This is a genomic window from Variovorax sp. Root473, from assembly GCF_001426505.1.
Lineage (GTDB): Bacteria > Pseudomonadota > Gammaproteobacteria > Burkholderiales > Burkholderiaceae_C > Variovorax.
This window is the reverse complement of the sequence record NZ_LMEV01000014.1, coordinates 345145-363423: the sequence shown is the minus strand read 5'-3', so window position 1 is coordinate 363423 and position 18279 is coordinate 345145. Positions and strand designations below refer to the sequence as shown.

15 protein-coding genes are annotated in these 18279 nt (G+C 63.6%); 4 read left to right on the top strand and 11 right to left on the bottom strand.

The features are described from left to right. Positions 1 to 37: 37 nt before the first annotated feature. From dcm to ASD34_RS09550, 3 genes are all read right to left on the bottom strand, one after another. Entirely contained in the window at positions 38 to 1402 is a 1365-nt protein-coding gene (gene dcm, locus ASD34_RS09560) for a DNA (cytosine-5-)-methyltransferase (RefSeq protein WP_235510019.1), read from the bottom strand. A 682-nt stretch (positions 1403 to 2084) separates the two neighbouring features. After that, positions 2085 to 4331, bottom strand: a complete 2247-nt coding sequence (locus tag ASD34_RS27505) for a ComEC/Rec2 family competence protein (protein WP_157609665.1) — start codon at positions 4329 to 4331, stop codon at positions 2085 to 2087. A gap of 269 nt (positions 4332 to 4600) precedes the next feature. After that, positions 4601 to 5266, bottom strand: a complete 666-nt coding sequence (locus tag ASD34_RS09550) for an FRG domain-containing protein (RefSeq protein WP_056576133.1) — start codon at positions 5264 to 5266, stop codon at positions 4601 to 4603. 139 nt (positions 5267 to 5405) lie between these two features. On the opposite strand from ASD34_RS09550, the gene ASD34_RS09545 reads away from it, so the two are divergent. Continuing rightward, positions 5406 to 6599: a hypothetical protein gene (locus ASD34_RS09545; RefSeq protein ID WP_157609664.1), complete on the top strand. Its 1194-nt coding sequence runs from the start codon at positions 5406 to 5408 to the stop codon at positions 6597 to 6599. A gap of 325 nt (positions 6600 to 6924) precedes the next feature. Here the strand turns inward: ASD34_RS09545 and ASD34_RS09540 are convergent, their stop codons facing one another. Next, a complete protein-coding gene (locus tag ASD34_RS09540) occupies positions 6925 to 7350 on the bottom strand; it encodes a low affinity iron permease family protein (RefSeq protein WP_056576127.1) in 426 nt (141 codons plus the stop codon). Between the two features lie 261 nt (positions 7351 to 7611). Between ASD34_RS09540 and ASD34_RS09535 the strand changes: the two genes are divergently transcribed. Together ASD34_RS09535 and ASD34_RS09530 are read left to right on the top strand one after the other, a co-directional pair. Continuing rightward, a complete protein-coding gene (locus ASD34_RS09535) occupies positions 7612 to 8103 on the top strand; it encodes a ferritin-like domain-containing protein (RefSeq protein ID WP_056576124.1) in 492 nt (163 codons plus the stop codon). 51 nt (positions 8104 to 8154) lie between these two features. Beyond that, positions 8155 to 8463 carry a hypothetical protein gene (locus ASD34_RS09530; RefSeq protein ID WP_056576121.1) on the top strand — a complete coding sequence of 103 codons (309 nt, stop codon included), beginning with the start codon at positions 8155 to 8157 and terminating at the stop codon, positions 8461 to 8463. Positions 8464 to 8487: 24 nt separating this feature from the next. Here ASD34_RS09530 and ASD34_RS09525 read toward each other — a convergent pair whose 3' ends face one another. From ASD34_RS09525 to ASD34_RS09515, 3 genes are all read right to left on the bottom strand, one after another. Continuing rightward, positions 8488 to 8790, bottom strand: coding sequence for a DUF1810 family protein (locus ASD34_RS09525; RefSeq protein ID WP_056576118.1), 303 nt, complete (start codon positions 8788 to 8790; stop codon positions 8488 to 8490). Positions 8791 to 8795: 5 nt separating this feature from the next. After that, positions 8796 to 11051 (bottom strand): hypothetical protein, encoded by a 2256-nt coding sequence (locus ASD34_RS09520; RefSeq protein WP_082548566.1) that lies wholly within the window; start codon positions 11049 to 11051, stop codon positions 8796 to 8798. A gap of 403 nt (positions 11052 to 11454) precedes the next feature. After that, positions 11455 to 12444 (bottom strand): helix-turn-helix domain-containing protein, encoded by a 990-nt coding sequence (locus ASD34_RS09515; RefSeq protein ID WP_082548565.1) that lies wholly within the window; start codon positions 12442 to 12444, stop codon positions 11455 to 11457. On the opposite strand from ASD34_RS09515, the gene ASD34_RS27500 reads away from it, so the two are divergent. Further along, positions 12443 to 12589, top strand: coding sequence for a hypothetical protein (locus ASD34_RS27500; protein WP_157609663.1), 147 nt, complete (start codon positions 12443 to 12445; stop codon positions 12587 to 12589). The two genes, ASD34_RS09515 and ASD34_RS27500, sit on opposite strands and share 2 nt — an antisense overlap. Here ASD34_RS27500 and ASD34_RS09510 read toward each other — a convergent pair. The 4 genes from ASD34_RS09510 to nadE form a co-directional block, all read right to left on the bottom strand. Continuing rightward, entirely contained in the window at positions 12580 to 13617 is a 1038-nt protein-coding gene (locus ASD34_RS09510; RefSeq protein ID WP_082548564.1) for a helix-turn-helix domain-containing protein, read from the bottom strand. The two genes, ASD34_RS27500 and ASD34_RS09510, sit on opposite strands and share 10 nt — an antisense overlap. Before the next feature lie 252 nt (positions 13618 to 13869). Next, positions 13870 to 16443, bottom strand: a complete 2574-nt coding sequence (locus ASD34_RS09505) for an ATP-binding protein (RefSeq protein WP_056576111.1) — start codon at positions 16441 to 16443, stop codon at positions 13870 to 13872. A 78-nt stretch (positions 16444 to 16521) separates the two neighbouring features. Next, a complete protein-coding gene (locus ASD34_RS09500; protein ID WP_056576108.1) occupies positions 16522 to 17259 on the bottom strand; it encodes a response regulator in 738 nt (245 codons plus the stop codon). A 165-nt stretch (positions 17260 to 17424) separates the two neighbouring features. After that, complete coding sequence (nadE, locus tag ASD34_RS09495; RefSeq protein ID WP_056576106.1) at positions 17425 to 18270, bottom strand: ammonia-dependent NAD(+) synthetase; 846 nt, start codon at positions 18268 to 18270, stop codon at positions 17425 to 17427. Positions 18271 to 18279: the final 9 nt, after the last annotated feature.

Here is an 18279-nt window from a genome sequence, read left to right as displayed (position 1 = left end):
ATCGGCCCGGTGAACTGAGCGTCCTGCGTCGACCCCATCAGGCTGCGACCGCCACGGCCTGCCGGCGGCCCTTGTTGGTCTTGGGCGGCGGCTGAACTATCAGCAGCGCCCGCGCCACCTTCTCTACGACTTTAGAATTCACCGCGTTGCCCAATGCTGCGAACGCCCGGTTGGCGCTCTTCGGCAGTTCCTTGAGGCTGTCGAGGCTCTGCAGACGCGCGCATTCGCGCGGTGTCATGTAGCGCTTTTGCCAACCGATGATGGGCACCTGGGTGTCCGTCATCGCAATCAGGCTCGGAGCGGTGGTGCGTCGCTTGACCCGCACACCCGAGGCGCGGAACTGGATGACGTAGTCCCAGACGTTGCGCTTCCCGCCCTTCACGTTCCATTCGAACTTCTGCAGGCTCGACGGGAACTTCAGAATCCTTGGCAACCACGGGTCAATCCAGGCCTTGTTGTCTTCGTAGAACTGGCGGTTCTGCCGGATGAAGTCCTGCTTCCACTTGGGAAAGGTCAAGTCCGCAGTCCGTGCGTGGCTGGGCAACGCTTCCCACCGCCCGTTCAGCGACTTGAGGGTTCCGACCTTGATTCCATGGCTACCCTTGAAACCCTTCAAGCCGTCCAGACCGAGGAACTCCTTCAGTGCATGGGGTGTGGTCGTCTCGTACGGATAGGTCGCGCCCCACTCCATTGACCACAGCGGATACGACGGCAGCTCCACGTCCTTCGGACAGGCCTTCAGGAACTCATCCCAGACCTCCAGGCATTCCACAACCTGCGCCGACAGCTGCTTCGCGTCCGCCGGGTTGTCGTCGAGCACTGTGTCGATGTTGGTCTCGTCCTTGCTTGTTTTGGGCCACGCGAAGTCGTCGAGTGGCAAGAGCGAACCGACGATGTACACGCGCTCGCGAATCTGCGGGATGCCGAAGTGGTGCGGCGACAGTCGCTCTGCCCGAATGTCGTAGCCTAAGCCACCCTTGCCGACGCCCAGAATCTTCTGGATTTCCACCCACGTGCGGCCCTTATCGTGCTTGAGCAGGTTCGGCACGTTCTCAAGGATGAAGTACGTCGGCTTTTTCTCTTTCAAAATCGCCGCCACGTTGAAGAACAGATTGCCCTGCTCCGTGCATTCGAAGCCAAGCTGTTCTCCGGCCTTGGAGAAGGGTTGGCAGGGGAAGCCCGCTGTCAGAACGTCGTGGTCGGGGATGTCGTGCGGATGAACAAGAGTGATGTCGCCGGCGGGCTTGAGACCGTGGTTCGTCTCATAGAGCTCGCGCAGGTGCTCTTTCCACTCTGCGGCGAATACACATTGGCCTCCCATACGAGCAAGCGCCAAGTGAAAGCCGCCCAGGCCGGCAAAAAGGTCGACAAATCGGAAAGCTTTCATGTCCGTCGCACGCATTTATTGGTTTTTCATATTGACGGCGACGCTCAAACGCCGCACCAGCCCCGCACTTATCCAACGCTCTGATGGCCAAGACCCCGAACATTGGTAGCTGCCGGACAACTGTGTTTATATACAGCAATCCCGTTCGATGGTCAATTGCGAATTCATTACGACCAGGGGCTGCTCACTCCATCGTTGTCTCGAAGGTACATCTTGCCACGAGTAACGTCCGGTAACGCCTTCGCGGCTGGCGAGAATCCGCCCGTCCGCGTGCAACTTGCGAGGCGGTGGCGCCCTCAAAAGTCAGGACCCAGGAGGCCGCTGTGGCCGATGTCCGTTGCAGCCCGCAAATGGACGACGGTCGCACAGGCATATCGGCGCCAGATTCCAACTCCGCCGGTTGGAAATTGGATGAAAGTCGCGCACGGAAAGCCGACGCTCAAGCCCCCGGGCGCACCCGAGACGTTGGCGGCCCTCGAGCCCGCCCGAAAAGCATCGTCCACCCGAGGTCAATCGCGTGGCTACCGACGAGTTCCCCGAGTTCGAGGTCAAGGTGCGCGTCGCCCCGGAGGAGTTGACACCGTTTGCTGCGGCAACCCGGCGCATCTGTTCAAAGCGAAGCGAAACTGGCCACACGCTGTAGGCCCAGATGACGTTAAACATGTTGCGCGCTGCGGTCGAAGGTCTGAGTTGCAAATCAGTCAATGTCAGTGTCGTCGTCCAAGTGCAACCATGCGGCATTTTCGAAGCGCTCTGGAAAATCGCGGGCTATTTCGCCGCTTCGAACCCATTCCAATTCAGGGCGTTCAAACGCAGAGAACGTGTCTTGCACGCTCTGGTGGCCAAACAATGCAGGTCCGACAAACGCGCTCGACTCGGCGGCGCACAAGATGAAATCAAGATGCGTGTCATTGAGATTGAGTCTCGAAAATCTTAGACTCTCCCATTCATCGTCGAAAATATTGGGAATTGAGGTCGTCTTTGGTTTGGCCCGATTTCTTAGGAGAAGAAAGTATGTTGAACTCCAAGAGGGGTCAGGGAGCCTTTCTGGATAGTCGCTTCGACAGATGCTGAAATCAAATTCTTTCGCCATGCGAAGGAAAAGTCTGGGCATTACCTCTATTGCGGCTACCTGTGCGGGGATTTCTAATTTCGCCGCAACGATGCGACAAAGACTGTCTGTGTCTGCGCTCTTCAATATTGATAACTTGTCGCGTCCCACGACGACGGGCCAAGAGGGCTGTGAGATGAAAACGAAGTTGGGGACGCGAGTAACCCATTTCCATGCCTTATCGATTTCATCTGGCGAAGGCAATGCGTAGAAGTCGATGCCTCCCGGATTGCCGCGAAAATTGGTCTCCGTTGTCCAAATAAATCCCCGTGCCTTCGCGTAATGAAGCGCCTGATTGGGAGAGGAAAGGAAGTGGGTGCGGCCGCTCTCTTTGGCATCGGTTTCAATTCGATACCAGGTCGCAGGTGCGCAATTCATTGCGTTAATTAACCCTTTCTTATTTACCGCTTCAGAGAAGCTTCTATGGTAGTCAATTAGCAATTTTCTGAGCCAGCGCGCATGGTTCTCGAGTTCGCCCTTGGTCCATCGAAGAAACGCCTCATCAGGCTCGACGAGACGCTGCGTCAGTACAACTATCGGTGCCGCACCTCGTGCGCCGGTGTCGGAAACACAGGAAGGACGGTCCATCTGTTCGGTCGTGCTCGTTAGCGTGAGGACTGTCTTGTCGGGCTGCCTGTTCTTTCCGCATTCGTACGCCGAAAAACAGCTGGCGTTCAGGTTGAGAGCGGCGGACGGCGGGCTAACACGCTCAATCCCTCGAGCGTTTGTGCACAGAACGGCCGCGCCTGTTGCGCGCAAGGCGTCTCGAACTCGGGTATGCGGCAGCTTATAGGTGCCGTGCGCGCTCACGATGGCGATACGCGGTCTGAGCCAAAGGTAAGTTTGTTCGACGACTCCCGCATCTTGTTCGACTAGGTTGTCATCTTTCCTGTCCGCAAGGTAGACCATGCCTCCGTGGTGAGGCGCTTTGAGGACATCTATTCCTAAGCCTGCAGGGTGCCTCGAAGCGATGTACGACCAGTTTTCTTGGTCGCCAGTTAGCAGCACTCGTCTTCGCCGCTTGCCATCTAGCCAGACGTCTACCGCAATCACCAGGGACGTGTCGTTGAGCACCCGATTGCCGAAGAAATTAGGTTCTTTCGCCTCATCCTCGTACAGACCGGTCTTCTCACTCGGCCTGCTAGGCTCAGAGAAGGGTTCGGCTGGAAAGTCCTCGGGAATACTGAACGTGCGCTGTTCCAGGTCGAAACTGAATTCATCCTCCTCTCGCTCCTGGTCACTGGGGACCATCAGCCATTCGAGAGAAGTAGGTTGGGAGTTCAACAGCGCTTCCAAGTCCGAGTGATTCCCCGACATAAGTCGCTTGAGGAGGCGGGCCGGCGGCGAGATGACGCTCAAACTGATGTTGCCCGACGCTCGCCTGTCGGTGTGGCCTTCCATCGGGTAGTAAACGCTGACGCCTTTATTCTTGAAAAGGCGTTCCAACTCTGCGGCCCGGTCCACGGAATTCTGGACGCGCTTTGAAAAGAGCCACTTCAGTCGACGAAACGCGGGGAGGCAGGGGCCCCAATATTCGCCGATGCTTATGTCGTTGTTGTCAAGCAACTTGTGCAAGCCGCCCTGATGGTCGTGGTCGACGTGCGTGAGTACAACGATGTCCAAGTCCACGCCGCTCGAATTCCTGTTCGCGGTCAGGTAGGCCGAGAGCTGACCAATATGGTTCCCGGAATCCTTTCCCGCATCGCAAAGCATTCGAAACACTGGTGTGCCGCGTTGCTGAAGCTCGACGAGCACGCAGTCCCCGTGGCCGACTCCGAACGTGTGGATTTCCAACTTGTCTTCTGGTTGCGGTAGCACGCTCAATTCACTCATGTCATCCTTTTGCGGTTTCGTCGTCGTTTGAAAAGGCCGGGCGCGCGTCGGTCGCTGGGCGTTCTACGTGCCATTCCAGGGAACGATGCGGGAGGGGCGGCAGCGCTACGAGGCTTGACGAGGTCGTTGTGCGCCGATATGCGAGACGGCAAGACGTCGTGTCTTGGGTTCGCTCTTCTTGCGTTTGACTAGCGCGAGCCGAGTCGCGGTTGGCTCCGCTTGCCGAGGGTCGCAGCATGCCGGTCCAGGGTGACCCAACGCGCTCGAAGCTAGTACGTATCCGTGCGCATCCACTCGATGTGCTTGGACAGCCCGTCGAGGTCCGGGAAAAGGCTCGCACGATGAATGCCGTATCTGAAAAGAATGCTCTTCAGGTCTCTGCGGAACGCTTTGTCGATGATGAGCCTATCGACTTTCGCGCGATTCTTAAATGGCTGCTGTGGGTCGGGATGCGCGGTGAAAAGACCGGCCTGGGCCGTGATGCGGCGGGTCACGTGCCGAGGGATGAATCGTTCAACGCTGTTGATATCGAACGGGCTCTGATGTTTGTCTTTCAGGCTCTTTGATGACCGGTAGGCGTACACCGCGCTGTCGCCGCCTTGCGATTCCTCGACGGCAAAGTATGCAGCAACGAGTGGATTGCGGGACCAATCAAGCAGGCGTGTTGGTAGCCCATGATGTTGCGCGAGTGCGAGCCACTCCCATTCATTTTCCGGTTGGAAGCTGAGGTAGGGCGTAGCCTGGTCCTGGAAGAGCTTCAGGATTTGGCGCTCCTCCTTTTGCCGGTCGTCAGAGTGAAGCTTCTTGTACCGGCCAACCTTGGGGAGCAACTCAAAATCGACGCTTCGAACGCCGCGGAACACGACGGCGACGTCACTGTACTTGGTCACGATGTCGTGGTAGTCCGCGAAGGAGTTGATGCGATGTTCTGCCATGGGCGCTCAGTTGGCTCCGAGTTTTGGTTCTTGTTTCGACGTCACTTCTGCTGCCGCAGGTTGACAACCTGAAGACTTTAACTGCCGAGGCGTCGTTCGTTAGCCGAGCCACGCGTGGCAAGTTGCTCGAGGACGAACGATGGAAATTTCCAGGGGTGAACTCTATCGACGGGTGTGGGAAGCGCCGCTGACCAAGTTGGCAAAGGAGTTCGGCATTTCGGACGTCGGCCTGGCAAAGGCCTGCCGGCGCCACAAGATTCCGACGCCCCCGGTTGGCCACTGGATGAAAGTCGCCCACGGCAAACCCACGCTCAAGCTGAAGCTTCCAGGTGCGCCCGAAGAGACTGTGGTCCTCGAGCCCGACATGCACCGGCCACCGGAGGTCAATGGTGTGGCCGCCGAGGAGTTTCCCAAGCTCAAGGTCAAGGTGCGCGCCGCTCCTGAGGAGTTGGCGCCGTTTGCCGCGGCCACCCAGGCGCATCTGCTCAAAGCGAAGGCAACCTCCGGCCCTGTGTATTGCAGGGGACCTTCTGTCTTCAACTGCACCGTCAGCGCGGGCCAGGTTAAGCGCGCCGTGAGCTTGCTTGACGCCATCGAGCGGGCCTTGCCTGAGGTCGGAGCGAAGGTGGTGCGCGGCAGCAAGGACAACAATCCTTTGCATGTCGACGTCGAGGGGGAAACGGTCCTCTTCTCGCTCACCGAGAAATACAGCCGCTCGAGCTTCATCCCTGACAGCGAGCGCAAATCCGCGTACCCCCGCTACGACTACGAATACGACTTCAGCGGCGACCTGAAGCTCACGATTGACGGCTATTTCGACGGCCGGAAATCGTGGTCGGATGGCGTGCGGGAGCGCCTGGACACGAAGCTCGACGAGGTCCTCTTGGGGCTCGTCGCTGCGGGTCGGGCCATGCGCAAGCGCCGGGAAGAGGGCGAAGCGGAGCGCCGGAGGTGGGAGGAAGCGGCCAGGATTCGAGCGGAGGAAGAGAGCCGCCAGCGGAAGCTCCAGGCATTCCGAAGTCACTTCGCCCATGAGGCGGCCGCCTGGTTCCAGCATCGGCAGGCGGTCGCGTACCTTGAACACCTGAAGAACTGCATGGCCGGTGAGGAGGCGCTGCCCGAGGCGAGTGCGCACTGGCTCGAGGTCGCCGAGGCCTGTGTGGCAAGCCTGGACCCTTTGCCGACCCGGCTGCAGCTTCTGCGTGAGGGGTACAAGCCGGACGAGTGGGATGCACCATTCGGTGGCGTGTTGGTCGAGGAGCCGGTACCCACCAGCTCTTTCGTGGAAGGGACGTTGACTCCACGGGGTAGGCCGAGCTGGCTCAATAGGTAAAGCCCGTCTTTGGGCCACGCTCGCTACAATGAATTGACCCCTCGATTTCTGACACCATTTCTGTCAAGGGCGATGGGAAGGCAGTGCGAATGGCTGCGGATGAACGGATGTCAGTTGTCGTTCACATCGCGCTGAGCACTTGGGTTTGTTGAGAGTTGTGTGTGAGAGCGCATCACTGCGCACGCGGATGTCCCATTGAAAATCCGCGTGTCGGTGGTTCGATTCCGCCCCAGGCCACCAAATTCAGCAAAAGCCCAACCTTCCGAGGTTGGGCTTTTTGCTTTCTGGCGCCGTGCAGCGCCATGCCAAGGGGACTGCGCTCCCGTTATTCGGACTGCGCTCCCTCGATGTCATGCCCGCGGCGTTGGCGTTCGGTCTGCATCTTCTTCAATGCCGCCTGGCTTTGCTTTGCAGCGGCTTCGCAGCGTGCATGCAGCGCGATCAGTTCCTTGTCGGTGAGTTTCTCGATGCCGATGAATTCGTCCTGCGCGTCCGAGGTCCGGATCAGTTCGTCGATCTTGGTCTGCAGGGCAACGCTGTCGCGGTTCTGCGTGTTCTGAATCAGAAACACCATGAGGAAGGTGACGATGGTGGTGCCCGTGTTGATCACCAACTGCCACGTTTCGGAAAAACCAAAAAATGGACCCGCGGCGGCCCAAGCCACGACCACGACCACGCAAATCAGGAAGGCCGGGGGGCTGCCCGTCCAGCGGGCGACGGTGTTGGCAAAAGAATCAAAAAGTCGTTCCATGCGCGTGTCCTCCAGTCGGCGCGATGCTGCCGCGACGCGGCGCGCGACCGCGTCAGCCGGAACCCGCCCCGCATGGCATCGCAATTCCACGGACGCTGTCGGCGCAAAGCGGTGTGGCGTCGAACCCTCGGACAAGGCTTACACGCGTCGTCGGGACGAGACGACAGGCGATGTGCGGCGCCGTGTCGACCATGAAGCCTCATTGCAGTTTTTCTCAACCCGGTCGTCGCTGCGGCGCGACCCCTCATGGAGCAAGCACACATGGCCAACGATATCCACGCAACTGCCGCGGACGCAGTGTCGAACGATCAGGTGATCGACGTTCTGAACGACCTTCTGGAAAATTCTCGCGACGGCGAATACGGCTTTCGCGCCTGCGCGAAGGAGGTCGACTCGGCGCAGCTGAAGCCGGTGTTCGAAAGCCGCGCCTCGCAGTGCGCAAGCGCGGCGTCCGAACTCGTCGCGCTCATTCGCCAGCTCGGCGGCAAGGCCGACGACGGCGGTACGGTCAGCGGCGCAATGCACCGCGGCTGGGTGCACGTGAAGGGCACGGTCGGCGCGAACAGCGCGCTGTCGATGCTTGAGGAATGCGAGCGCGGAGAAGACGCGGCGGTTGCGCGCTACCGCAAGGCGCTGAAGGAAAACCTCCCGCCCGAGGTGCGCATGGTGGTGCAACGCCAGGCCGACGGCGCCCAGGCCAATCACGACCAGATCAAGGGCCTGCGCGACCAGTTCCGCAGCGCCAAGGGCTGATCGGCCCGCAAGGGGCTTTTCACCATGACAGGTGACCACCTCACGCCCGCCATGCCCAACTCGCCTTTGCCGCCGTCTGCGACCGAAAGCGCAGACGGCGGGGTCGAGCGTCTTCTCACCTTCAGCTATCTCGGCTGGTGGTTTTCGTGCGGCGCTGAGCAGGTCGACGGACAGACCTTCCGGCCGGTGGTCTTCTGCCGCGCCTACGGGGGCGGTGACGCCGAAGGCCCCGAGCACCGCTTGCCGCCGGACACCGACAACGTCGCATATGGCAGCGAACCCGAGGCACTGCGGCATGCGGAGCAGCAGGCCATTCGATGGGCGCACGACCGGTCGGGCGATGGGCAGGGGCAGTTCTGAGTTCCCTGTCCAGCTGTTGCGGATTCAGCCGTGGACGCGTGCGACGGTTGCCTCGTCCCGCATGCCATTGAAGTAACGCACCAACACATCGCCAAACACGGGTGCTTCAGGCGCCACGATCTCGAACAACGTCATGCATGAGCGCAGTTCCAGCGTGTCCGGCGAGCCAAAGATCGCATGCGCATCGGTGCTGTCGGGCCGTTGGAGCGGAAAGATGAACCACACCCAGTGCGTGCGCTTGTGGGCTGCAGCCAGTTGCGCGCAGACCTGCGCGTACACGGGCGCTTGCGCCGCCACGAAGCGTTCGAGTTGCCAGTCGACGGCCATCTTGCTCAGGCCCCTGGTGCCGATGCTGCCGCCGGATCGTGCTGCAGACGCGGGGGCAATCGGTGGTCGAGCCAGTCCATGCGCCACGCCAGCAGCAGCACCGCGCCGACCACGCAGGTGACGGCGGCCAGCGCGCCGGCGAGGCCGGGCCGCTGCCGGTACGGATCGGGCGCGATGCGCCGCGCCCCCGGTGGCACGTGCGCCGTCTGCGACAGCATGCCGCCCAGGCGCACATTGACCTTCATGCGGCCGTTGATAGCCCAACCGCTCGCATCAAGGATGGGCCCCAGGCTGCGCTGGCGCAGCTTCAACCACGCGATCAGCATGCTCGGCCCCGAGATCGCGATCACGATGCCGACCAGCGCCACGGGAATCCACTGACCCAGGTCGATGAACTTGCCGAAGATGCCGACAAGCACTGCGCTGATGCTGCCCAGCGCCACGCCGATGGCGGCCACGGTGCCCACATCGATGCGGCTGCCGCTGGGCAGGACCGGCCCCGGCCTGGCGGGCGCCTTCGCCGCCGTGCTGGCGTCTGCCGGCCGGTCCGCGGTGGCGACCCTGCCGGCCAGCGATTGCAGGGCGGTCTGCGAACCGGCCTCGCTGGCCGCCGCGCGCTTCGCCACCTGCTCCTCGATCAGCCGCACGAACTTCTTGTACGGCGCGAAGAAGGCCTGCGCCACGCTCGTGGGGTTCTCGATGAGCCTGGTGATGGTCGCGTCCCAGTCGCGGCCCTGGCGGTCGTAGAACACGCCGTTGCGGCCGACGAAAAGGAAGTCGACGTCGCCTGCGGTGAAGGCGGCGACGATGCTCATCTTCTGCCCCTGGCGCGTGCAGTCGCAATACGCGAGGCAGGTCTTCGCCAGGCCGGCCAGTGCAGCGTGACGGGCGGCGTCCTGCACCTGCACCGTGAGTTCGCAGCTGCGCCCGTCGAGGTAGAGCGTGCCGGCCTGGAAGATCGCGCCCTCGCGCCGGTAGAACGCCTTGAACGAGACAAAGTTGTGCAGCAGCACATGCAGGTCGCGCTGCAGACGCAGCAGTTTTTCGAGATCGGTCAGCAGGCGGTTGTGGTGTTCGGCCGCTTCGTCTTCGGCGATGAGGGCGAGCAGTGCATCGCCTGTCGCGAACAGGGCGTCGATGCGCTCGCGTGACAAGCCCGCGAGCGCGTTGGCCGGACGCGCAGCGATCCACGCGTCGCACGGCGCGAGCTGGCGGCGCAGCGATTGCCACCCGTCCTCGTCGAGCGTGTCGCGTGCGCCGAGCAGCGGCGCCACTGCGTCGCGCGCGAACGTGGCCATGGCCTCGGCCCAGGCGGGGTTCAGGCTGGCACCGCCGAGCGGCAACGCGCGATGGGGCGTCACGGGTGCCAGCGGCAACTCGGCCACCGGCTGCACGCTTGCATCGAGCGTGTGTCCGGCGAGTGCGTCGTACGCCTCGGGCGAGGGATTGAGCGCAACCACCGCCTGAACGTCGTACGCGGCGACGCGGCAGCGCGCGAAGAAGTCGTCGATCTTGGCCGCCACCGCGCGCACGGCCTCGGCAGCAGCCAGCGTGCGCGCGCCCAAAGGCAGCAGCGCGTCTTCGTCGCCGCGCGCATACCAGTCGCGCATCGCGTGTACGTCGGCCATGAAGGCCTCGGCGCGTGCGCGATCGAGGCCGGGCGTGTGTTCGTGACGGTCGGGCGTGCTGCCATGGGTGCGCATCGCTTCCTCGATGATGGCGCGCAGCGCGTCGTCGGTGGCGGTGGCCGGCGTGACCACGCCATCACCGTTGAAGCGCATCGCAGCCAGCCATTCGCCCCGATCGGAGATGTCGGCGAGTGTCAGCGTGTGCGTGTCTTTCTTGCCGAGCAGGTCGAGGATGCGGCGGCCTTCTTTTGCAAGGTCGGCACCTGGCGCGCGCGTGTCGTCGAGATCCTGCAGCGACAGCGTGCCGCCGCCGGCAAGCAGCACATCGGCACTGCGCAACCGCTCGCAAGCCCACTGGCAGGCCGCGATGACTTCGGGCGGGCGCACGCGACCGTCGCCGTCGGTGTCGATGAGGTCGAGCGTGCGCGCATCGAAGTCGATGCCGCGCGTGGGGCAGGCGAGCACGACCCAGAGCTTCTGGTCGAGCTCCGCGATGTGGGCGATGTCCTCGCCGTTGCGGAACACCACCTGGTCCACGCCGCCTGCACGCAGAAATTGCCAGCGGTGCGGCGCCCGGGTGGGCGCTTCGGTGCCGGGCGTGCCGGCGGAAGTGTGGGGGGTGGCGGTCGTCAACGGACTGGTTTCCTTCGGAACAGCGAACGGGGCGGAGATGACGCGGCGCGCGCGCGAGGCGTGGCACGGCGTCAGCCTAGATCGCGTGGCGCGCACGCGTTGAGGACAGACGGCGCGCAGCGATGTCGTCCTGCGCCGACATCGCACTCGCTCCCCATCGGAGGGGGCAAGCGAGGCTTGTGGGGCCGGGTGCCTTGGCGACTTATCCTCGTTCGCCATGGAGGCCGAGGCCACGCGCATCGATCTCGATTTGCCCCCCAGGCTGGAATTGCTGGCTCGAACTCCAGCAGTCTGCCCAGGCCCACTCGGCAAGGCGGGAAATTGCGAAGGCGAAAAACGAAAAAGCGACCTCCGAAGAGGTCGCCTTTTCTGGTGGGCAAAGGGTGTCGTTGCCCCCCGAATCTCAGGTCTGGTATGGCGCAGGTGAGCTGATAGGCACCAATTGGTAGCCCTGCCCATAGACCGCCCGAAGCACGAAGCCGTTTTCTCGCTGCAGCAGCAGCTTGCGCCGAACGTTGGTGGCGCAGGCATCGAGCGAGCGTGTGACCGGGCGCTCGGGCGGAATCTTCCACACCGAACTCATGAGCCAGGAGCGCGTCAGAACGGTGCCCAGGTTGCGGAACAGCTCAAGCGCAAAGGAGAACTGCCGAGGCTGAAGCGCGATTTCACGGTCGCGGTGCAGCACCGTGTTGTTGCCGTCGACGAAGCGGTATTCGCCCCAGGTCCAGCGGTCCGGGGTGGACTGGCGTGTGAGCGTGCCCGCGTCCTGCTCGGCGTACAGCGTCTGCATGTGTTGCACCAACGCTTCGTTCGAGACCCGGCGCAGGTCGAAGCTGATGCCGCCGCCGCTCGGCAGGGGCATCTCTTCGAAGTAGGAGGGCAGTGCGACCACGTCTGGCTTGCCCTGCGCGGTGATGGGGAGGGCCGGCATGCCCAGCACCCAGCACACGGAGAGAAGGCTCTCGCTGCTCATGGCATCCGGTGCGGCCAGCAGCAGGTCGAAGCGGGTGCCACGGCTCAGGGTGGACAGCAATTCACCGATGCCGCGGAACATGACGGGCCGGTGGCCCATGGCGCGCAGGCGTTCCTGAAGCACGGCGCAGCGCGAACTGCTGTTGTCCAGCAAGGCCAGGGAGAGTTTTCCCTCAAGGGTCATGGAATGGTCGTTTCCAAAAGGAGGCAATGACTCACAGCGAAACAGGCCAGCGATGTCGCATTGCTCGCAAGGAGCCGGGGCTGCTTTCGCGGTGCGCGAAGAGTCCACATTCTTCTCAGAGTGAGACGTTTTTTTGATCCGCTCCTGCTGCTCGATGATGTTCCCGTGACCAGCTTTTTGCGACGACCCATCTTGGCCGCCTGTTGCGTGCGATTTGCCCTGCCAGTTGTGCTTCATGGACGACCAGGAACGGACGCAGACCGGCGAGTCGGCGCAGTGGTGTGCGATCAGTCAGCACCGCGACACGTTGTCGTTGCGGGCATGTGCGGACCCGCTGGCCGACGGACTGTTGGCTGCGTTTGTGACCGCCGCCTACGACTGACGGTACATCCCTGCATTGGCGCGCAATGCGCCTGCTGCGGCGACAGTGCCAACGCCGGTGCCTTCCATGTCGAAGCGCGAGATGGGCAGCGTCTGGCCCTGGCTGTGGCGCATCGCGGTCTGCAGGCGGAACGCCTTGGGCGTCATGCCCTTGATCTTCAGGAAGCGCCGGTTGAAATTCGCAATGTTGTTGAACCCCGCGGCGTAGCAGATGCTCGAGATCTGCTGGTCGGTTTCCATGAGCAACTGACAGGCCTTGCCGACGCGCAACTGGTTCACGAAATCGGTGAACGCGACGTCAGTGGCCTGGCTGAACTGGCGGGAAAAGCTGCTCAGGCTGATGCCCGCGTGTTCGCAAACACTCGGTGCCGACAACGGTTGATCCAGGTGCAGCCGGATGTACGCAACGGCCTTGCCGATCGTCTCGACGTGCTCCGCATGACCCTTGATCGGTAGCCAGCCCGAAGAGAGCACGCGCTGGTTCTTGCATCGCACGAGTCGGCTCAGCAGCCGCAGGAATTCGGCAAACCGCTCCGGCCCCTCGGTGCATTGCATGCGATCGAAGTGCTCGCGCACGCTGTCGCTGATGCCGAAGAACTCGACGCCGTGGCGTGCCTTCTCCAGGAGCGGCGCGGCTTCCTGGAGTTCCTTGAACACCTCCATGCCCTTGCGCAGCGGCGCGTCGGCAAACTGAAGGGCCTGGCTGCGCAGTGCCACACCCTCGCACGGGAGGTTGTGCGAGACCCAGTTGTGCGGCAGCCGAGGTCCGGTGAGCACGAGGTGACCGGGCTCGAAGCGTCCGACGTGGTCGCCGATGAAGGCCCAGCCCCGGGTGTCCGCGATCAGGTGCAGTTCATATTCGTCGTGGCAATGCCAGCGTTCCAGCGGAGACGGACTGCCGTGCTGGAGGCAGTGCAGAAAACCGCGCTGGCCCGAAGGTGCGGGACCGGCCTGCGAGGAGCGCATGAAGCTGTGCTCGACTTCCGGCGCGGGGTTGCGTCGCGCGCTGGACGATGCCGCGGGTCTCATCGCGGACGCGGCGTGACTGTATGCGGTGCAATCGTTGTCTCGGCTCCTGGCATCGGACGCTCCTCCTTCGCATGTCTTGTGTCGGGTGGCAGGACCTCCGGCATCACGCGAGCGAGCGGTTGACCTTCAAGACGCTATTGGGGCGGAGCTTGGTAAATAAAAAGTAAATAGTGAAAAGAGATGACGAAACACTCGCAATGCAAACAAGTGTCTCGCTCCGCGCGCCCGCATCGGGAGGCTGCGGACGCCAGCTCAGGCAGAGCTTGCGATGAGGGGTGGCGCGTCGACGCCGTGTGGCGCGAGCGCGTGGGCGACGGCCTGGACCAGCGCGTCCGTGAGGAACGGCTTGCGCAGAATGCGCGTGTCCGTCGGCACTGCGTAGCGGCGTGCGAGCAGATCGGTGGGAAGGCCCGAGATCAGAACGACCGCGGTGTCGGGGTAGAGCCGATGCACGTCGCGCGCAAGTTGCAGTCCGTCGCCGCCGGGCCCCAGGCCGACGTCGGAAAGCACCAGGTCGAAGCCCTGGGTATCCAATGCCGCGGCCGCTTCTCGCGAGGAGGCCACCGCGCGCACGTGTGCACCCTGCCCCTTCAGGAATTCGAAAGTGGCATCGCGCACATCGGTGTCGTCGTCCACCAGCAGCACGCGCATCTGCGCGAACGACAACGTGGGCCGCACGGGTGCGGCCGCCGGCGATGAATGCGCAGGGGCCTCGGGCAGCGTCAGGGTGAAGGCGGTGCCCTGGCCGACCGCGCTCTGCACCCGGATGTCGCCGCCCGATTGCTTGAGGAAACCGTAGACGATGCTCAGGCCAAGTCCGCTGCCGTCGTTTCTCTTGGTCGAGAAGAACGGCTCGAAGATGCGTTCCTGCACATGGGGCGGCATGCCGCTGCCGGTGTCGCTGATGCGGATTTCTACCGTCCCGCCCTGCGGTCCGTTGGCTGCCGCGCCTGGCGCGGCAGGGCACAGTGCGCTGTGCAGGGTGAGCACGCCGCCCCGAGGCATTGCAGCGCCCCCGTTCAGCGCCAGATTGAGAATCGCGTTCTCGAGCTGCCCGCCGTCGACCAGCACACAGGCCCCACGGGACTGCAGATCGAGTTCGACGCGGATGTCCTTGCCCAGCGAGTAGGCGACCAGGTCCTGCAGACCGGTGAGCATCTGGTCGACATCGAGCACTTCGGCGCGCAACGCCTGCCGGCGAGCGAAGGCCAGCAGGCGCGTCGTGAGCACTGCGCCGCGCTCCGAAGCTCGGAATGCACGGTCGACGATGCGGCGCATGTCGGGCGACAGGTCGTCGCGCGATTGCAGCAGCTGCAGGTTGCTGAAGACCGCCGCGAGCAGGTTGTTGAAATCGTGCGCGACGCCACCCGTGAGCTGGCCCAGCACCTCCATCTTCTGGGTCTGCCGCACCTGCCGTTCGAGTGCGCGGCTTTCGCTCTGGTCGCTGTACAGCGCGACGAAACCGCCGGCCGGCATCGGATGGTTGCGCACGGCCAGCACCTGGCCGTTGTCGAGCAGATGGTCTTCGCGCTGCCGCGGTGCATCGGGCGCACCCAGCAGTTCGACGGCCGGACGGCCGCCGGCCAGCGGCGGCAGCGCGTCGCGCAGTGCGTCGAGCGTCGCGCCGGTATGCACCGTCTGAGAAGGAAGATGCAGCAGGGCGGCGAACCGCGGGTTCCAGGCGACGAGCCGGCCTTCGGCGTCGAACGCGCCCAGACCGTCGTCGATGCTGTCGAGCACCGTGCGCAGCAGGCGTCGCTGTTCCGAGATGTCCGCGCTCATTCGTCGCATCGATAGCGTGTTCGCCCGGAACACGTTGAACGCATGGATGAGCGCGCCGACCTCGTTGTCGCGAGGCGCGATCGAGTCCGTGACATCGGGCGGAGCCGTCGCGTTGCCATGCGACAGCTCGGTGATCGCAGCGGTCACCCGGGTCAGGTCGCCCAACGATTCCCGCAGGCTCCAGAAACCGAGTGCGAGCGCGGCGGCGGCGACCAGCAGCGCAACGACGACCGCGATCAGCCCTGAACCGACGATGAGGCCGACCGAATGGTCGAGCGATGAAACCTCGGCACTGAGCGTCGCGACGTGCCGATCGACCGAGCGCGTGACTTCTTCCGACAGCAGGCGCATCGCGTTGAGCAGGACGTTCTTGCGATCGCGCAGCGACAGGTGTTGCTTGCGCAACGCGAAGATGTTGTCGGCCTCGGTGGCGATCTGTGCGCGCATTCCCGCATCGATGCGCTGCATGGGGGCCGTCTGCAGTTGCGCGCGATAGACCTGCTCGGCATCGACCAGGTCGGTCACGTTGTGGGCGTACAGGGCCACACGCAGCATCTGCAGCAGATGGTCGGCTTCGCGCCGCTGCGGTGCCGGCAAGTGAAGGACCCGGCTCTCGAGCTCGTCCAGCGCCTGGATGCGTTCGCGGCCTTCTTTTCGCAGGCCGAGGTCCTGGCGCTTGAATTCGATCAGGTCATCCAGCGTCGCCTGCATGGCGCTCAGGACCTTCGTCACGCCGGTGGCCGATCCACTGTCTGGCGGCAGTTGTGCTGCGAGCGCCCGCAGCTCCTGCTGGCGCTGCCGAAGCGTCGACTGTTCCCGCTCGAGACGCGGCAGGTCGTTGATTTCCGCCACATAGGGCGCTGCCGCCGCGAGATCCGTGACCCGCTCCGACAACGCGAGCGATTTGGCGACCGACGGCAGGATCCGCTCGTCGAATCCCCGGACCGCGGTTCGGGCATTGAACAGCGCCACCATGGCCACGGCGGCCAGCACGATCAGCGCAATGGCCAGCCCCCCGAAGGTCAGGCTCCACCGGTTGCGCATGTTGCATGTCGGGCGGCGGCGGGCGCCAGACGGACGCCGGAAGACGTGACTCACGGCGTCGGAAAGCACCGCTGCCGGTCAGCAGCGAACCACATGCGCGGCAAATCGGTAGCCCGCGCCGCGTTCGGTGCAGATGAAGCGCGGGTTGTCCGGGTCGTCCTCGATCTTGCGGCGCAGCCTGGACACCAGCACATCGATCGTGCGGCTCACCGCGTCCGACTGGGTGCTGCGCGTCTTGAGCAGCAATTGCTCGCGATCGATGACCCGGTTCGCATGCAGCACGAAGACCTCGAGCAACGCGAACTCGCCGTGGGTCAGCTCGCACGGCGTACCGTCGCTCTGGCGCAGTTCGCGAGCGGTGATGTTGAGGGCCCAGTCGCCGAACAGGTAGCGCTCGTGGCTCAGGCGGTCGGTGCGCAGCGAGCGGGGCATGCCGCTTTCGGACGAGCGACGCAGCAGTGCGCGGATGCGCGCGACCAGCTCGCGGTTGTCGAATGGCTTGGCGATGAAGTCGTCCACGGCGGTTTCAAGACCCAGGATGCGCTCGGCGGCCGTGCCCTGGCCGGTGAGGATGATGATGGGGATGCGTGAACGCGTGCGCAGCTGCCGCGCGAGTTCGATGCCGTCTTCCTTCTTCAGCCGCAGGTCGATGATCACGAGCGAGAAGGCGCGCTGGTCGAGCCGGACCGCCATGGCCAGGCCGTCCGGCACGGCCTGTGCGCGAAAGCCGGAGGCTTCCAGCAGATCGACCAGCGTCTCGCAGACCTCGGGATCGTCGTCGACCACGAGGATTTCGGGTTTCACTACATCAAGCATGAGAATTCCAAAAGGCTGGGCGTTGCGCCCGGCCATTCAGAATTTTTACAGACGTATGAATACCAATTGATACTAAATGGTGACGTGTGACGTTTGTTAATGCCGGTTTGAGACTTAATGCCAGCGCCCCTTTACACATGCATCAGCGAAGGTGTTTGCGCCGCGTCAGGAGGCTGGCGGCTCGACCGGCAGCGCGCGCTTGTGGGCGCTCTTTCGATGCGTCGACAGGATCACCGCGCGCGCCGCCGCCGACACGGGCTTGCCTTCGAGGAAGTCGTCGATCTGCTCGTAGCTCACGCCGAAGGCGTCTTCGTCGGGCTTGCCAGGCACGAGCGATTCGAGGTCGGCGGTCGGCACCTTGTAGACCAGCGCATCGGGCGCGCCGAGCAGCGCCGCCAGGGCTCGCACGCGGCGCTTGTTGAGGCCGGTCAGCGGCGTCACGTCGGCCGCGCCATCGCCGAACTTGGTGAAGAAGCCCATGAGCGCTTCGGCCGCGTGGTCGGTTCCGATCACGAGGCCGTCGTGCGCGCCGGCCACCGCGAACTGCGCAATCATGCGCTGGCGTGCCTTGATGTTGCCGAGCACGAAGTCCTCGTGCGCCGCGTCGCGAAAGACCTGGCCACCCGCGTGCAGCGCGGCCAGCATCGCATCGGCGGCGGGGCGGATGTCCACCGTCAGCAGGCGGTCGGGGCGGATCACCGCCAGCCCGGCCTGCGCTTCGGCTTCGTCGCGCTGCACGCCGTAGGGCAGGCGCATCGCAATGAAGGTGGCGTCGCGGCCCTCGCCGCGCAGCTTTTCGACCGCGCGCTGTGCCAGGCAACCGGCGGTCAGCGAATCGACGCCGCCGCTGATGCCCAGCACCAGCGCCTTCAGGCCGGTGCTGCGCAGGTAGTCCGCGAGGAAGTCGGTGCGTCGCGCGAGTTCGGCGGCGGCATCGAAAACGGGCGCCACGTGCAGCGCCGAAATGATCTCGCGCTGCGTGGCATCGACTGGGGTGAGGTCTGCACTCATCGGTAAGGC

Excerpts from the sequence above, each read along its gene's own strand:
- dcm (WP_235510019.1), bottom strand. The coding sequence starts at position 1,402 with ATGCGTGCGACGGACATGAAAGCTTTCCGATTTGTCGACCTTTTTGCC.
- ASD34_RS27505 (WP_157609665.1), bottom strand. The coding sequence starts at position 4,331 with ATGAGTGAATTGAGCGTGCTACCGCAACCAGAAGACAAGTTGGAAATC.
- ASD34_RS09550 (WP_056576133.1), bottom strand. The coding sequence starts at position 5,266 with ATGGCAGAACATCGCATCAACTCCTTCGCGGACTACCACGACATCGTG.
- ASD34_RS09545 (WP_157609664.1), top strand. The coding sequence starts at position 5,406 with ATGGAAATTTCCAGGGGTGAACTCTATCGACGGGTGTGGGAAGCGCCG.
- ASD34_RS09540 (WP_056576127.1), bottom strand. The coding sequence starts at position 7,350 with ATGGAACGACTTTTTGATTCTTTTGCCAACACCGTCGCCCGCTGGACG.
- ASD34_RS09535 (WP_056576124.1), top strand. The coding sequence starts at position 7,612 with ATGGCCAACGATATCCACGCAACTGCCGCGGACGCAGTGTCGAACGAT.
- ASD34_RS09530 (WP_056576121.1), top strand. The coding sequence starts at position 8,155 with ATGCCCAACTCGCCTTTGCCGCCGTCTGCGACCGAAAGCGCAGACGGC.
- ASD34_RS09525 (WP_056576118.1), bottom strand. The coding sequence starts at position 8,790 with ATGGCCGTCGACTGGCAACTCGAACGCTTCGTGGCGGCGCAAGCGCCC.
- ASD34_RS27500 (WP_157609663.1), top strand. The coding sequence starts at position 12,443 with ATGGACGACCAGGAACGGACGCAGACCGGCGAGTCGGCGCAGTGGTGT.
- ASD34_RS09515 (WP_082548565.1), bottom strand. The coding sequence starts at position 12,444 with ATGAAGCACAACTGGCAGGGCAAATCGCACGCAACAGGCGGCCAAGAT.
- ASD34_RS09510 (WP_082548564.1), bottom strand. The coding sequence starts at position 13,617 with ATGAGACCCGCGGCATCGTCCAGCGCGCGACGCAACCCCGCGCCGGAA.
- ASD34_RS09505 (WP_056576111.1), bottom strand. The coding sequence starts at position 16,443 with ATGCGCAACCGGTGGAGCCTGACCTTCGGGGGGCTGGCCATTGCGCTG.
- ASD34_RS09500 (WP_056576108.1), bottom strand. The coding sequence starts at position 17,259 with ATGCTTGATGTAGTGAAACCCGAAATCCTCGTGGTCGACGACGATCCC.
- nadE (WP_056576106.1), bottom strand. The coding sequence starts at position 18,270 with ATGAGTGCAGACCTCACCCCAGTCGATGCCACGCAGCGCGAGATCATT.